The organism is Anaerotignum sp. (assembly GCF_017483025.1).
Classification (GTDB): Bacteria; Bacillota; Clostridia; order Lachnospirales; family Anaerotignaceae; genus Anaerotignum_A.
The window spans coordinates 1-15,337 of the sequence record NZ_JAFUMA010000008.1 but is presented as its reverse complement, the minus strand read 5'-3'; the positions used below and the strand labels follow the sequence as shown (position 1 = coordinate 15,337).

At 41.4% G+C, this 15,337-nt stretch carries 12 protein-coding genes; 11 read left to right on the top strand and 1 reads right to left on the bottom strand.

Annotated elements, in window-relative coordinates; all coding sequences use genetic code 11:
• Positions 1-1,972 (top strand): helicase-related protein (locus IJ369_RS00435; protein WP_290714673.1); only part of this gene is annotated, 1,972 nt, incomplete at its 5' end.
• Positions 1,973-2,142: 170 nt separating this feature from the next.
• On the opposite strand, the gene IJ369_RS00430 is transcribed toward IJ369_RS00435, so the two are convergent.
• Positions 2,143-2,580, bottom strand: a complete 438-nt coding sequence (locus IJ369_RS00430; protein ID WP_290714671.1) for a hypothetical protein — start codon at positions 2,578-2,580, stop codon at positions 2,143-2,145.
• 189 nt (positions 2,581-2,769) lie between these two features.
• Between IJ369_RS00430 and IJ369_RS00425 the strand changes: the two genes are divergently transcribed.
• From IJ369_RS00425 to IJ369_RS00380, 10 genes are all read left to right on the top strand, one after another.
• Positions 2,770-3,969: an AbiH family protein gene (locus tag IJ369_RS00425; RefSeq protein WP_290714669.1), complete on the top strand. Its 1,200-nt coding sequence runs from the start codon at positions 2,770-2,772 to the stop codon at positions 3,967-3,969.
• A gap of 78 nt (positions 3,970-4,047) precedes the next feature.
• On the top strand, positions 4,048-4,353 hold the full coding sequence (locus IJ369_RS00420) for a plasmid mobilization protein (protein ID WP_290714667.1): 306 nt from the start codon (positions 4,048-4,050) through the stop codon (positions 4,351-4,353).
• A gap of 1 nt (position 4,354) precedes the next feature.
• Positions 4,355-5,737 carry a relaxase/mobilization nuclease domain-containing protein gene (locus IJ369_RS00415; RefSeq protein WP_290714665.1) on the top strand — a complete coding sequence of 461 codons (1,383 nt, stop codon included), beginning with the start codon at positions 4,355-4,357 and terminating at the stop codon, positions 5,735-5,737.
• A complete protein-coding gene (locus IJ369_RS00410) occupies positions 5,646-6,188 on the top strand; it encodes a PcfB family protein (RefSeq protein ID WP_290714662.1) in 543 nt (180 codons plus the stop codon). Before IJ369_RS00415 ends, IJ369_RS00410 begins: the two co-directional genes overlap by 92 nt.
• A gap of 4 nt (positions 6,189-6,192) precedes the next feature.
• Complete coding sequence (locus IJ369_RS00405) at positions 6,193-7,116, top strand: cell wall anchor protein (protein ID WP_290714661.1); 924 nt, start codon at positions 6,193-6,195, stop codon at positions 7,114-7,116.
• On the top strand, positions 7,016-7,858 hold the full coding sequence (locus IJ369_RS00400) for a class D sortase (protein ID WP_290714659.1): 843 nt from the start codon (positions 7,016-7,018) through the stop codon (positions 7,856-7,858). The genes IJ369_RS00405 and IJ369_RS00400 overlap by 101 nt, the downstream gene beginning before the upstream one ends.
• Positions 7,859-7,924: 66 nt before the next feature.
• Positions 7,925-9,160 carry a CHAP domain-containing protein gene (locus tag IJ369_RS00395; protein WP_290714657.1) on the top strand — a complete coding sequence of 412 codons (1,236 nt, stop codon included), beginning with the start codon at positions 7,925-7,927 and terminating at the stop codon, positions 9,158-9,160.
• Positions 9,161-9,307: 147 nt separating this feature from the next.
• A complete protein-coding gene (locus IJ369_RS00390) occupies positions 9,308-9,703 on the top strand; it encodes a hypothetical protein (RefSeq protein WP_290714654.1) in 396 nt (131 codons plus the stop codon).
• 87 nt (positions 9,704-9,790) lie between these two features.
• Positions 9,791-14,674, top strand: coding sequence for a SpaA isopeptide-forming pilin-related protein (locus IJ369_RS00385; RefSeq protein ID WP_290714651.1), 4,884 nt, complete (start codon positions 9,791-9,793; stop codon positions 14,672-14,674).
• A 47-nt stretch (positions 14,675-14,721) separates the two neighbouring features.
• Positions 14,722-15,337, top strand: a 616-nt coding sequence (locus IJ369_RS00380) for a type IV secretory system conjugative DNA transfer family protein (protein WP_290714648.1), incomplete at its 3' end; no start/stop codon positions are given.

Here is a 15,337-nt window from a genome sequence, read left to right as displayed (position 1 = left end):
TTACCTATCACCATTCTTCTTGGTGACAAAGATGCGAAATGTTAGTGGTATTGCCCAGACAGAAGCACAGAAATCTTCTGACCTGTTTATGAAATGCCGTTATCTGGATGAACTGACAGGCGGCAAAGGAATTGTGTTTGCAACGGGTACACCAATTTCAAACTCTATGGTGGAACTCTATACCATGCAGAGATATTTGCAGTACGGTACATTGGCGCAGATGGAATTGCAGCATTTTGACGCATGGGCATCTACCTTCGGGGAAACCACAACGGCTATCGAACTGGCTCCGGAAGGGACAGGCTATCGTGCAAAGACAAGATTTTCCAAGTTTTATAACCTGCCTGAACTGATGTCTATGTTCAAATGCGTGGCAGACATTCAAACGGCGGATATGCTGAATTTACCTGTTCCAAAGGCAAACTTCCATGTGGAAGTTATCAAGCCAACGGAAATACAGAAGGAAATGGTGGCATCCCTTGCGGAGAGAGCAGAGGAAATCAGAGCAGGCAATGTTGATCCTACCGTTGATAATATGCTGAAAATCACAAATGACGGCAGGAAGCTGGCACTGGATCAGAGGCTCATCAATCCAATGCTGCCTGATGATGAAACTTGCAAACTGGCTGTTTGTGCTAACAATGTGTTCCGTATCTGGGAGGAAACGAAAGAGCAGAGAGCAACGCAGTTGGTGTTCTGTGACCTTTCTACACCCAGCAGTAAAGGAACCATTGGTATGAAAGAAACTGAAGATGGCTCTTTTGAAATGGATTATTCTCAGTTTTCTAATGCCTATGATGATTTGAAAAAGAAACTTCTGGAAAAAGGTGTGCCGGAGGAAGAAATTGCTTTTATTCATGAAGCTAATACAGAGGCCCAGAAAAAAGAATTGTTTGCCAAGGTACGTAGAGGTGATATTCGTGTGCTGATGGGCAGTACCCAGAAGATGGGCGCAGGTACAAATGTGCAGGATCACCTGATTGCACTCCATGATTTGGATTGTCCATGGCGTCCTGCCGATCTGCAGCAGCGACAAGGGCGAATCGTCCGCCAGGGCAATCAGAATCCGGAAGTTGATATTTTCCGCTATGTTACGGAAGGCACTTTCGACAGTTATCTGTATCAGCTGGTGGAAAATAAGCAGAAATTCATTGCTCAGATCATGACCAGCAAAGCACCAGTTAGAGCTGCAGAGGACGTTGACGAAACAGCATTGTCCTATGCGGAAATCAAGGCCCTTGCCACCGGAAATCCTCTTATCATTGAAAAGAGCAACCTGGAAATGGAAGTGGGTAAACTGAACCTTCTGAAAAGCAGCTACATGAGTCAGCAATTTGATCTGGAGGATAAGATTTTGAAATGCTTTCCGCAGGAGATCAAAAAGTTGAGAGAGCGCGTGGTGGGCTATGAAAAGGATTTGGTTACGTTGCAGGAAAATACACCGCAGGATAAAGAAAAGTTTTCGCCAATGGAGATCATGGGCATTACATACACCGAAAAAGCGGATGCAGGGAAAGCAATCATCGGTGCCTGTCATCTGATCCAGAATGAAGGCCCAAAAGAGATTGGCTCCTATCGTGGTTTTAAGATGGAACTGTCCTACTCTATTCTTGCCAGCGAGTTTCGGATAGATCTGAAAGGTGCATTGTCTCATGGTGTAGCGTTGGGGAGTGATATTTATGGTAATATCACACGAATCGACAATATGCTTTCTTCTCTGGGAAATAAGTGTGAGACGGTAAAACAGACTTTGGAAAGTACAATTCAGCAACGGGAAAATACCAAAGCAGAACTAGGAAAACCATTTGCTATGGAAACAGAATTGAAAGAAAAGAATAAGCGATTGGCAGAGTTAAATGCTTTGCTGAATCTGGATGAGAAGGACGTTGTGATTTTGGAAGGGGATGATTTTATCGAAAAAGGGTATGTAGATACAGAAAAGAAAAAAATCCTTTTAGAACAGGTACGATAATTTAAATGGATTTACTAAAAGTGATTACAACTTACTCATATAACGGAAATGCAAAAGAAAACAAAAAGTGATAATCCCTGTTTTAGGGGTTATCACTTTTAAAGTAGGATAGATTGAAAAGAAAATATAATTGGAGAGATAAAGATATAAGATAAGTACAGTGCTATCTTTTAAGACAAAATTTTTTCGGGTAAAATTGCGATATATTTACCACAATTATAATCATCAGCTAAAAGAATTCCGTGATATTTGTTTATTAGCTTGGTTGAAAACTTATTGGAAACAACCTCACAAAAGAGGATAGGCATTTTTTCGTGCATACAGCAAAATTCAGCTAAAACAATCATTAGTTGATGAAAGATCCCGTTATGTTGTTTGATTGGACTGAAGATAATGGTTGGTATTTGCAGCTGTTCTTCGCAATCAGGCTCAGCGGGTTTTATACGAAATACAAATCGAAATAAATTATTTTCGAAGCTGATATCATGAATTTCTCCCCAATCTACAAGTACATTAAAATCGCCAAAATTATATGTTTGAAAAAATCTTTCAACTAAATCTACTAATTGTTTTTCTTTGTTGTTTAAGAGGTGTTCGTTCATTATCATAAATTATTCTCCGTTCTGTTTAATTTATCTTTTTGCTACTATTGTACGACCAAGTTATGGTTTTTTGCAAGCATAGCATTTTGCATGCAAAATGCGCTTGTTAAGGGTGTTCCCCTAATACCCCGTAGATAAAGCGATTAAAAGGGTGTAAAATATATTGTAATATCAAAATGCGGAGGGGGGATAAGCATGGAGAAACAAGAGGTATATTCTGATAAACGTTTATTGTGTATAGAGTGTGGAAATGAATTTATTATCTCAGCGAGAGAACAAGAATACTTTCATAATTTAGGTTATGTCTTACCGAAACGTTGTAGAACATGCAGAAACAAACGAAGGCAGGAACAACAAGAGAAAATTGCAGAAGCCGAGGCAGCTAAAAAATGGAAAAAAGATGAGGCTGAATTGCAAGAATTGTTTAAAACTTTCCCATTTTCTCAAAAGAAGTTGCAGGACGTAAAGATGATGACTCCAGAAAAATCTTTGATGATTTTAGGAAATGGGTTTGATTTGATGCATGGAGTGCCTTCATTGTACTGGAATTTTCAAAGTACGCTTGGAAAGAGAAATGAATTGCGTGAAAATTTAGAAAGATATTTAAAATGTGAGGACTTATGGAGTAATTTGGAAGAGAGCCTTGCAAAAATTGATATGGGTATGATGTTAAACATGGTGGATATGTGGTTAGATATGAATAATGCATATCACCCAGAAGCGAGTGCAGCAGACTTTCAAATGTCTATTGATACGGCAATGTTACCTATTGAAATTATTATAAATCAGTTGCCTAAACGATTTCGACAGTGGGTAAATTCGTTGAAAATAGATGTAAATAAAAAGCCGTTAAAGGATCTGATTTCAGCTGATGCTAAATATCTCAATTTTAATTATACGGAATTTTTAGAAACTGTTTATGGTGTTCCAAATAGGAATGTAAACTATATTCACGGTTGCCGTAAAAATAAAAAAGATGCTATTATACTTGGACATAAGCCCAATGTGGATTATTTGGATGGATATACACCAGATAAAGCATTTGTGCCAAAGTATAAATCGAAGAGGAAAGCACTTTTGTTACAGTCAGCAATGGAACTTGCAATAGACCAATGGGTGACTGCCTATGATGAAATGACAACAAAGCATACACCGGAAATCATTGAAGAAAATAAAGAATATTGGGAATCAATGGTTGATGTTGAAGATATCTTTGTAATCGGACATTCTTTAGCAGATGTAGATTATCCATATTTTGAAGAAATCATAAAATATAACAAAGAGAAAGCAATCTGGCATATTGGCTATCACAGTTTGGATGATATGAAGAGATTGAAAGAATTTGTTCATAATATGGGTATCCAAATAAAAAGAGTGGAAGTGTTTAGAACTTAATAATAGCGTAAGGTGCAAATGAAGCGATATAAAGGCGAGAATTGAGATTCTCGTCTTTATTATTTTGGAGAGTAGAAAATGCAAAAAAGGACAAAGCAGATTACAGTGCGGCTAACAAAGCAAGAAAAGGACCATCTTGATAAACAAGCGAGGCTGGCTGGAATGAAGATGGAGCCGTTTGTTAGAAGTTTGATTGCAGGAAGCAATATAAGAGAAAGACCTAGTGATTACTGGGGAGAAATGATTCGTCAGTTGTCGGCAATAGGAAATAACATCAATCAAATCGCACACATAGCGAATGCTACAGAGTGTATAGACATAGGAGAATTACAGGAAGCGCAAAGGCTTATGAAGGAGGTTTGGAAAATCGTGAAAGAGGTATAACATGGCTTATTTAAAAATATTGACTAGAAGATATAATTTGGCTGGATGCACGGATTATGCTGTGAATGAAGATAAAACAGCTGAGAATGCAGCAAGATATGCATTGAATCTGGAAAAGACAGAAGAACGATTCTATGCTTCTTGCTTGAATTGCGGAAGTATTGAAACTGCCAATGAAGAAATGCAGAAAACCAAAAAGCACTTTGGTAAAGAAGATAAAGTGTTATGTTATCATGTGATTCAGTCGTTTCCTCCGGGAGAAGGATCGCCGGAACAGATTCACAAAATAGGAATTGCATTTGCGAAGGAATGTTTTGGGGACTTTGAAGTGGTCATTGGTACCCATCTGGATAGAGGCCACTTGCATAATCATATTGTGATAAATTCCGTTTCTTTTGTGGATGGTAGAAAATATCGTTCTGTACCGAAAACGCTTTATCAGCTGAGAGATGTTTCTGACAGGATTTGCAAAGAAAATGGCCTGTCAGTAATTATACCCAAGGGGAAAGGAAAGCACTATTCCGAATGGCAGGCGGAGCAAAATGGAAAAACTACGATCAGAAGTATGATCCGCAAAGATGTGGATGCAGCCATTGAGCAGTCTATCAACTATCGCAGCTTTTTGGATGCCATGAGAGCCAGCGGCTATATTGTGAAGTATGGCGAGAATGTCAAACATACAGCAGTCAGGCCAAAAGGTGGGCAGAGGTACATTCGACTTTCTTCCCTTGGACAAGGATATACAGAAGCGGATATTCAGGAGCGATTGCGAAAGAAACGAATGTATGACGATTTTCATTTTTGTAGCAAAAAACGTAAAAATCATAACAAAATTCGTCTAAAAGGCAGTTTTCAGAAAAGCAGAAAGATCACAGGTATCAGAGCCTTGTACTGGAAGTATCTATATCTTTTAGGAAAAGCAAAGAAAAAGACTGGTAGAAGAAAAGTCAGTCCTTATCTGTATGATGATGTAATCCGCTTTGAAAAATATGTAAAACAAAATAAATTTCTTTCCGAAAACAGGATAGATACTACAGAGGACATCGAGAAATTGATGTCCTTTTTTCATGGGGAAATATCCAGACTTCAGGAAGAAAGAAAACGCATTGGAAAGGAGGTGAGGCTCAGGGGAAAAAGCATAAAAGATGATGCAGCATATCAGCAATGCAGCGAGCAGCTGAAAATGTATCGTGCCAAACTGCGGATGTGCGAGAACATTCTGGAAACTGAAGGGAGGATACGAAGTAATCTGCAAACGATGAAAGAACTGGAACGAAAGGAGGGAAAAGATCATGAGCCAGGGAAGCGAAGCAGCAGAACAAATGACAAAGGAAACTCTGCGGATCAGCGAAACCATAGCAAAGCTGACGGGAACAGGGGCTAAAAATCTTGCAGTATTTCTGGCGGCAGTGATGAAGGACAATGTAAAGATCAAAGGGAAAACGAAACTGAATACCCTTCTGAAAGAGGGAAAGGAACTGAAAGTATTCCCGATTCAGGAGGAATATCTGCATCAGTTTTCCAGAGAAGCAAAGAAATACGGCATCCTTTATACCGTCATCAAGGATACCAAGGCAGACCCACCAACATTCGATATCCTTGCCAGGGCAGAGGATGTGTCGAAGATCAACAGGGTATTTGAATTGATCGAATACCCGATACCCGGTAGGGAAGACGAAAAAAAGACGAGAAGCCCTTATCAACAAGAGAGCAGATCAAGCGTGCGAAAGATTGGCTGGAATACCGACAGAGCGAGTACGACTGAGCGTAAATCTGTGGTAGGGGATTTGAACAAAATCAAAAAAGAGAGGAAAGTTTCAGAGAAAGAACGGTGATAAAATGAAACGATTTTTATTTTGCATGGTATGTATGCTTTCTGTATCTGTAACAGCTTTCGGGGCATATCCGTCGAAGATCGAAACGGTAGAAAATGGCGGTAAGACAGAGATTCATAAGATTTATGAACTGGGGGCAGACGAAGCACCTTCCTCTATTCCGCAGGACAGTTTTGAACAGGACGGCAAGACCTATGTGTTACAGGATATTTTGAAAAATGAAATCCCGTCCTATGAAACGAGAGAGATCATCGAGCCTGTAACAGTAGACAGCGAAACAAATAAGATGGAGGATATTCTTCCATTGATTCCTGCCGAAAAAGAGGTTTTAACAGAGGATGGTTTTTCTGGCACCTTGCAGCTGGATGTATCTACAATCCAGATCGAAAGTAAAGGTACAGGGACAAGCAGCTATACCATGAAAGCAACCAGAACATACCCCAACCTTGCAGGAGCAGACCTGCAGTTTATTCCAAAAACCACGGAAGAAAATGGACATACTTTACAGTTTGCATCCGTTGACTGGCAGAGTGATAACACAGCCAATGTGGACACTCATGCTATCACGGACAGATATACCGCAGTTGTGACCTATGAAGGCACCGGCACAAGAAGTTACAGTAAAGGCTATACAGTAACGGCAGAGTACAGCGGAATTGTATCCAAAACTGCTACAGATACGGTGCAGTACACAGCGATTTTCGCCCAGGAAAATACTTTTCCAGTTGATCTGCATCTGATCCTGTTACCTCTTTGCGGTGCAGGTATCACACTGGCAGGTATGGCGGTATTCCATTCCATGAAGAAAAAGAAAGGAGCGAGTGCGGATGATGAAAACGAAACTGTTGAAATCAACGAAAGCAATTCTGTTGATGGCATCGATCCTGTTAATGACGACAACGACAATTACCCCGGTGTATGCTCTTGATTCGGATCTAACCTATTCTTTCAGCAACTCTGAAACAGGAAATTTTGGCAAGGCAACATCTATCGAGCCTGTTACCGTCGTAGAAGCAACGAATACTTACAACATCAACATTAGCAAGGATAGTGCCTTCATCCCACCTGCTTTTGGTTCTTATTCAGCAGATACAAAAGGAACGGGAGAACTGCTGACACCAAACATTTCCGGTGTGTCTCAGATGAGCATTGGCTCCGGTAGTATCAGTGCAGCGGTACAGACCGCAGTAAGAGGCGGAACAGTGACCTATCCCCCTTCCAGTACAGTCAGCACAGTAACTTCCAGTTATACGGAGAATAAATTTACTCTGCCAGATGGTCTGTATTATTCTGATGGCAGTATCGGCAGACTGAAGATTGATGAAATTGACTTGTCTGTGAAAGTCTATGAAACAGAAAGTCTGGAAAGCCTTGCGAAAGGTGCAGGACATTTCAAATCTACTTCCTGTTGGGATGGTAATATCGGTCTGTGTGGCCATAACCGAGGGGTAACGAATCATTTTGGCAAAATCCATACACTGGACAAAGGCGATAAAATCAAATACACAACAAAACTGGGGACACGAACCTACAAAGTTGTTTCTGTAAAGAAGATCGACGAAACAGATTTTTCCTATCTGCAGAGAACCAGTGATAACAGGATCACACTCATTACCTGTGTTAATAACCAGCCTGCAAAGCGTTGGTGCGTACAGGCAGTGGAAGTGTGATTTTTTGCGTGAATCAGAAATCTTTAGGATAATAAAGAAAAAGGACGAGGAAAGGAAGTGGAATATATGAAGAAACTGACAACGATGCTGATGACTGGTGTTCTGGCTGTAGGCGGTACAGCAACAGCCTTTGCGGATACGGAATATAAAACAGCAACTTTGCATGATGCGAAGGTGCGGTTCAAGGATGGCGAAATCCAGAGTATCCAGTGTTATAACATTGATGGTTATAACTTTGTGAGAGCAAGAGATATTACCAATGAGCTGGATGTAGCAGTGTATGCTATTCAGAACGGTACTGCAGGCGTCATGGTAGACCCCCATAATAAACCTACATCCACGACAGAAGCAGAAAAACTGACACAGCAGACTGCCAAGGTAAAAGTAGAAAAAGGCGAACTGATTTATGATGGTTCTGTCAGCGAAGCAGAGTGTTTCCTGCTGAACGGCAGATATTATTTCAAACTGGCGGACTTTGCAGATGCCAGCAAATATGCAAAGGAAGGTACTCTGGAACTGGTGAATATCGAAGCAAAAGCAGGCATCGTAACAGAACCTTTTATGCCAGCATTTTATGGTATCGAAATCGGCTGGGATGAGGCAGAAAAAGTCATTGATGTGACATACACAGAGATCGACTTGCAAGCTATGTTCAATGATATTCGCAGCGGAAAGGTGCTGACAGCAGATATGGAAGTGAAGGACAGCGGTAAGATGGAAAGTGCGTCTGAAACAGAAAAGGAAATTTCTGCAGTACAGGCACCTTTAACATTTGCTCCCAAAGAAGGTGAAATCTTGGCGACTATCCTGATCGATGAAGATAAAGCGGCCTATCTGGATGAGGCTATGACAAAGCCTAATACAGAAAACTATACAACAGCCTATTCTTATCTCGATGCAGGCATGATCGGTCAGTGTACTTGGTATGCCAGAGGGCGTATGGTAGAAACGGTAGGTGATCATATCAGACTGAATCCCTTCCCTGGCAGCGGCGTAAATAACTGGGTGAAAAAAGCACAGAGAGATGATTGTCCTGATGTAGACGGCGTGACAGACCCTTATGCGATTCAGCCTAGATGCATCGTTACATGGGACGGCCATGCTGCTTTTGTCGAATGGGTGGACTATGACAACGAGGGCAAGCCTGTGACAGTATATTTCACAGAAGCCAATGCAAACCATAGAACGACTGACAGAGTACCCGGTGCATACTATCCTGATTTTGATGCAACGGTGAAGGTATGGGATTTTGATAAGTTCATCAACAGAGATGCATTTATCGGATATGTTGTGGCAAAGTGAGAAATACAGAAGCATATCTTGATAGATTTGTAAATATTCTTTTTTCACAAAGTTCTGAATGAGTTATTGTATAGATTGGCAAATTGACTTCTCAGACAAAATACTGGTAAAATGGAGAAACATTTTGTGAGAGGGAGAAGAATCTATATGAGTATTTTTTATGGCGAACTAAATGAGAAAGAACAGAAAAATATGGTTTTTCTCTCTGGAGATAATGGACAGAAAATCTGGATCAGTACAGAACATTGGATGCGCCCCAATCAGATTATTTCCGAAGGTAGTGAAATGCCTGATGCAATTCTGAATTTGCTTCAGAAATGGAGAAAGGAAGTACATTTCATTACGGAAAATTATGAAAACAGACAGCGTGTGGAAAAGGCATCTATGGAGTTTATCTATGAGGATAAATACTTTGAACTGATCCCCGGCTCTATTGCGGCAACCCATGAAGTATGCCATTCTATTGCAGATAAAATCAAAAAGGATTTGAAACATTTAGGATGTCCCTATACCAAGTATAATTGGGAAATGGACTGTTTTTAAGAAAATATGGTAGTTAAGAAAAGCGGAAAAATCATCCGCTTTTTTTATTGCTTATTTTTCGACTTATAAAGAAAGGAGAAATGAAATATGAAGAACACTTTGACAAAAAGAATGTTTGGAGTAGGTCTTTCTGCGGTGATGCTTCTGTCATCAGTTTCAGTAGCATCAGCAGATAATTATGGGATTTCGACCTATGGTACAGTGTATCATGCTGACCAGAAATTCGATATTGCCAATGCAAGCTGCAGAGAAGCAATTCTGAAATGCAATGGTAGTGCGGACTATGATAACTTTGCCCCAGCACAGGTAAGCTGGACAAATCCTGCAACAAATGCTCCTTATCAGGCATATTGCATCAACCCTGCCTATCCCGGTTATGGTGATGTGGCGGATTATGGCATTGATATTGAACGATTCGATAACAGTTGTATCGTAGATGCAGGCGGTTCCGGTGGCTCCGGCAAAACGGCTGGTTCTGCATCCTCTGCTGGCAATACGATTGCGGCATTTCTGGAAGGTGCTGTGAATTATGGCTATCCTTCTGTTTCTGCGGAAACATTGCTGGGTGGCAGTGCGGCGGAGTATGGTGTGAGCCAGAACCAGTTGGAGTACGCTGCTTATCTGGCTACTAAGATGGCGATTTGGTCTGGTATTCATGATAACTATGGTATCAACACATGGAGCGAGAACACTGGAGCAACTCAGTACCCTCATGCTCTGAGAGTAAAAGTGTTGGCTGCAACAAAATCCATTTATAAGGCAGCTGGCAGTTATACGCCCCATGATGGGTTAAGTACAGTTACATTGACCGCGGGAACACCTACACTTTCCGGCAGTAATTATGAAACAACATTTACTATTGCCAATACAGACAACAATGTAGACGGCTCTGATATGTATGTGGAAATGCTTGCAGGAGGTCAGTTCATGGATGGGCTGACGATCTGCGACATGAATGGGAAAGAATACCCTACTACTACAGGGTTTAACGACAGTGAACGGTATATCCTGCCTGATGGCACAACAGAGTTCAAAGCAATCCTGCCTGACCCTGGTGATGCAGGTGCGACAGTAGAACTGAGACTGTACGCACAGCAGAAAGCGAAAATCCTGCTGTATGGCAGAAGCACTTCCGTAGGAGCGCAGAACTATGTACTGGCAGGTAATTTCTACGACAACCCCTATGCATCTTTTGTGATCGGTGATACAGGTATCGTTGAAGATCCTGATGAGCCTGTAACACCCAGTACCCCTTCTGGCTCTGGTGACCTGACAGTTATCAAACTGGATGCAAGGGATAATGCGACACCTCTGCCTGGTGTAACATTTGATTGTTATAACGCAAAAGGGCAGCTGATTGACACAGGCACAACAGACAGCAACGGTAAATGGATTCCTGAAATCTCCGGCCCTGGTACTTATACGATTATCGAAAGAGATTCCGGCAAATCTTATCAGCTGACTGAACCTACTTCTCTGGTTATTACTGTGCAGGATGGAGAAAAGGCAACAGCCACTTTCCGTGACTATCCCAGCCAGACTGTGACGATGGAAAAAGAAGATGCAGCCACAGGCAAACCTATCCCCGGAGTGGAATACGAAATCATGCAGATCGACGGCGATGGAGCCTGGAGAGCAACAGGTAAGACAGACAGCAATGGCAAAATTACATGGGAAGATGTGCCTGATGGAACTTATCTGGTGAGAGAAGTATCCACGGTAGAAGGATATATTCTGGACAGTACACCTCAGTATGTAACTGTGAAAAATGGACAGGCTCCCAGCTTGAAATTCCTGAACAGTAAATTCCCTGGTCTGACGATTATGAAAGTGGATGATGAAACGGGCGATGTGATCGAGGCTCCTACAATTTTTAAGGTTGAGCAGATCAATGGCAGTTATACCACAACAGTACAGACAGAAAACGGTATTGTTACGCTGAAAGATCTGCCTGTGGGTTCTTACAAGATTTCCGAACAGTCTAGTCCGGAAGGATATGTATTGGATGATACCCCTGAAACGATTTACCTTGGAGAAAATGAAAGTAAACAGGTTATTATTCGCAATCTGAAAGCTCCTGTATTGACGATTGAAAAGGATGATGACTTAACAAATGATCCCGTTCCTGGTACAAAATTTGAAGTGAAGAAAGCAGATGGCACAAAAATCGGTGTGGTTGAAACTGGCAAAGACGGCAAAGTAACTGTTGGTATGAAAGGCAGCGAATTGGGTTATCTTGAACCTGGTACATATACTGTGACCGAGATTTCTGTGCCGGAACCTTATATTTTGTCTGGAGAACATCAGGATATTCAATTGAAAGCAGGAGATGAAAAGTCTTTACTGTTTGAAAATATCAAAAAACCTACATTGGTGCTTCAGAAAACAGATGCAACAACAAACAAAGGTATCCCCAATACTACATTCAAAATCGAGTATGAACAGGCGGACGGTAGTATCAAAATGGTAGGTACTTACAGAACGGATGCAGATGGCCGCATTACATTGCCCTATGTGGAACCTGGTTGGTATATCGCAACAGAAACGATTCCAGCGCAGGGGATGCAGATGCCTACAAATCCTGTGACGAGGATTTATCTGGCACCTGGTGATAATTCTTATCTGGATACAGGTAATGTAACAGACACAACAACAAATACTGGTAATACAAGTTCTAATAGTGAAGTGAAGATCACAAGCGGCAAGGATTATCCTGTAGTTGGTGGTATCGTAAACTATCCTCTGAACAGTATTGTTATTAAAAAGGCGGATGTAAATAACGGAGCAATGCTTTCTGGCGGTACATTTGAAGTTATCAGAGTAACAGGAGAAACCAGTGGTCAGAATGGCACTGTTGTTTGCACTGTTACAACGGATGCCTCTGGTGTAGTGGTTGTTACAGGTTTGGAAGCTGGTGCTTATGCTGTGCGTGAGATCAAAGCACCGGAAAACTACCTGATTGCGGAAACAAACCTTCAGACAGTAAATCTGAAAGCGGATGGAACAAGTGTTGTTGAAGTGATTTTCAGAAATATTCCATACGGTTCCTTGCTGATTGTGAAATCTGATGATGCTACAGACGCACCTATCCCCGGTACCAAATTCAAAGTGACAACGAGCGATGGTACTGTTGTTGGAAATGAAAATGGCATTTTTACGACAGGGCAGAATGGTGAAGTTTTGATTTCTGGATTGAAACCTGGCAGCTATGTCGTATCCGAACTGGAGGCAAGTGACGGATATGCAAAAGATGATACACCAAAGACAGTGAAGATCGGTACGGATGGCGGTACATATCGCCTGGAATTTACCAACAAGGCTCTCTCTGGCATCAAAATCATGAAAACGGATTCTGAATCAAAAAGTCCACTTCCTGGAATTGAGTTTTTGATTGCGAAATTAAATGGAGAGAAAATTGGCACATTTACAACAGATGAAAATGGTATGATTTTTGTTGGTGATCTGGAGGAGGGATGGTACACCGTAACAGAAACCAAGGGGCTGGAAGGCTACCATTGGGATGAAGAACCCAGAACAGTGGAAGTCAAAGCGGAAGAACCAACGGTCGTAAAAGTAGAAAATAAACCTTATTCCTGTCTGGTAATTGAAAAGACAAACAGCAGAAATGACAAACCTATTCCGGGAACAGAATTTCTTGTAACAAAATTGAACGGTGAAGAAATTGGCTATTATGAAACAGATGAAAGTGGCATGATTGTCATCGAGGGCCTGGAAGAAGGAACCTACCTGGTGAAAGAAACAAAAGCAGCAGATGGATTCCTGTTGGACAGCAAAGCAAGAGAAGTACAGATTAAAGATGGAAAAAGAGAGACATTGCCAATTAAAAATGATCCGCTGGCATCTATCCTGATCCATAAGGTCGATTCTGTGACAGGTGAAGGCATTTATGGTGTTCCCTTTATTCTTTATGATGCTGACAACAATCCTATTGGACAGTTTGAAACAGACGATGAGGGGTATATCTATATCGAAGATGAACTTCCTGCAGGAAAGTACAAATTACGTGAACTGGAACCAGCAGAAGGATACCTTGCTGATAACAAAGTGAGAACCATCACCGTGCAGAAGGGCAGAACAACAGAAGTTGAGTGGGAAAACACTCCTCAGATGGGACAGATTCAGATTACAAAGAAATCCTCTGATGATAACCCTTATAACGGTTTCCCTGCAGGGACAGCCCTGCCAAACGCAGAATTTGAAATCTATGACAGATCCAACAATCTGGTAGACACAGTGGTAACAAATAAGAACGGCATTGCTATCTCCAAGACGCTGCCTCTGGGACGCTATACGCTTAAGGAATCCAAAGCCCCCGATTTTTATGGAGCAAACACGCAGGATATTCAGGCCGAAATTGAGTATGTAGGTCAGATCGTCAGACTGGAAGTTTATAACTCCAGCCTGTATACCAATGTAGCGGTCAATAAAAAAGGATACACGCAGGTAGCACCAAATCAGAGCATTCGTTATGAATTTACAGGCATCAAAAATAATTCTACAGTATCTCTGAACAGTTTCTATTGGAGAGATACCCTGCCTGTAGAAGCAGTCAGACTGGATAAGATCATCACAGGTACATGGAACCAGAGACTTTCTTATAAGATCGTCTATAAAACAAATCTGCATGATTATCGTACACTGGCGGATAATTTGGACACATCTAAAAACAATGTGATTCTGGCATCTCCAACAGCACTGGGACTGCCTTCTAATGAATATGTAACAGAGATCATGTTTGTATTTGGCACAGTAAAGAGTGGATTTGCACAGGTGGAAACACCTTATATCTACTGCAATGTATTGCCCACAGTGACCCATGAACAGAGATTTACCAACAGCACAGACGTTGGTGGTCTGCATCAGGGTCAGTGGATCATGTCTAACGACAGATGGGTGACAGTGGTATACGGTAAGCAGGAAGTACAGAAGCTTCCTCGTACCGGATATTAAGGTGAAAAATCAAAAAACAAATGAGTAGAAGGGAGGTCGCCATTTTAATGGCGGCTTTCTCTTTACCCGTATTTTGGTTGGGTATCCTCTTTGGTCGATGCTGCGGTGAAGGTGTGAACCTGCCACAGTTCATCAATAATCTGTCTGAAGTACTGGAAACACCGTATCATATTGAATTTACCCTTTATACAGGGAGATGTGTTCTGTTCTGCCTTTGCTGTTATGGTTTTGGGATTTCTTATTACTTTGCATCAAAGGGCAATAAAAGAACAGGTGAAGAATATGGCTCCGCCCGATGGGGCAGTGTTTCGGAGATCAATCGCAAATATAAAAACAGAAAAGTACCGACGCAGAATGCTATTCTGACGCAGAATATCCAAATCGGTTTGGATGGCAGAAAACACCGCAGGAATTTGAATATCCTTGTGGTAGGTGGTTCTGGTGCAGGGAAAACAAGATTTTTTGTAAAGCCGAATATCATGCAGTGCAACTGTTCCTACATCATCGCTGATCCTAAGGGAGAATTGCTCCGAGCAACAGGTGGTATGCTAGAAAAACAGGGCTATGAAGTGAAGGTTTTGAATCTGGTGGATATGGCTCGATCTGACTGTTATAATCCTTTGGCTTATGTCAGAACAGATACGGATGCTCTGCGACTGGTGA

Bases quoted from the DNA above. Each gene is read 5' to 3' on its own strand.
- IJ369_RS00430 (WP_290714671.1), bottom strand. From the start codon at position 2,580: ATGATAATGAACGAACACCTCTTAAACAACAAAGAAAAACAATTAGTA.
- IJ369_RS00425 (WP_290714669.1), top strand. From the start codon at position 2,770: ATGGAGAAACAAGAGGTATATTCTGATAAACGTTTATTGTGTATAGAG.
- IJ369_RS00420 (WP_290714667.1), top strand. From the start codon at position 4,048: ATGCAAAAAAGGACAAAGCAGATTACAGTGCGGCTAACAAAGCAAGAA.
- IJ369_RS00415 (WP_290714665.1), top strand. From the start codon at position 4,355: ATGGCTTATTTAAAAATATTGACTAGAAGATATAATTTGGCTGGATGC.
- IJ369_RS00410 (WP_290714662.1), top strand. From the start codon at position 5,646: ATGAGCCAGGGAAGCGAAGCAGCAGAACAAATGACAAAGGAAACTCTG.
- IJ369_RS00405 (WP_290714661.1), top strand. From the start codon at position 6,193: ATGAAACGATTTTTATTTTGCATGGTATGTATGCTTTCTGTATCTGTA.
- IJ369_RS00400 (WP_290714659.1), top strand. From the start codon at position 7,016: ATGATGAAAACGAAACTGTTGAAATCAACGAAAGCAATTCTGTTGATG.
- IJ369_RS00395 (WP_290714657.1), top strand. From the start codon at position 7,925: ATGAAGAAACTGACAACGATGCTGATGACTGGTGTTCTGGCTGTAGGC.
- IJ369_RS00390 (WP_290714654.1), top strand. From the start codon at position 9,308: ATGAGTATTTTTTATGGCGAACTAAATGAGAAAGAACAGAAAAATATG.
- IJ369_RS00385 (WP_290714651.1), top strand. From the start codon at position 9,791: ATGAAGAACACTTTGACAAAAAGAATGTTTGGAGTAGGTCTTTCTGCG.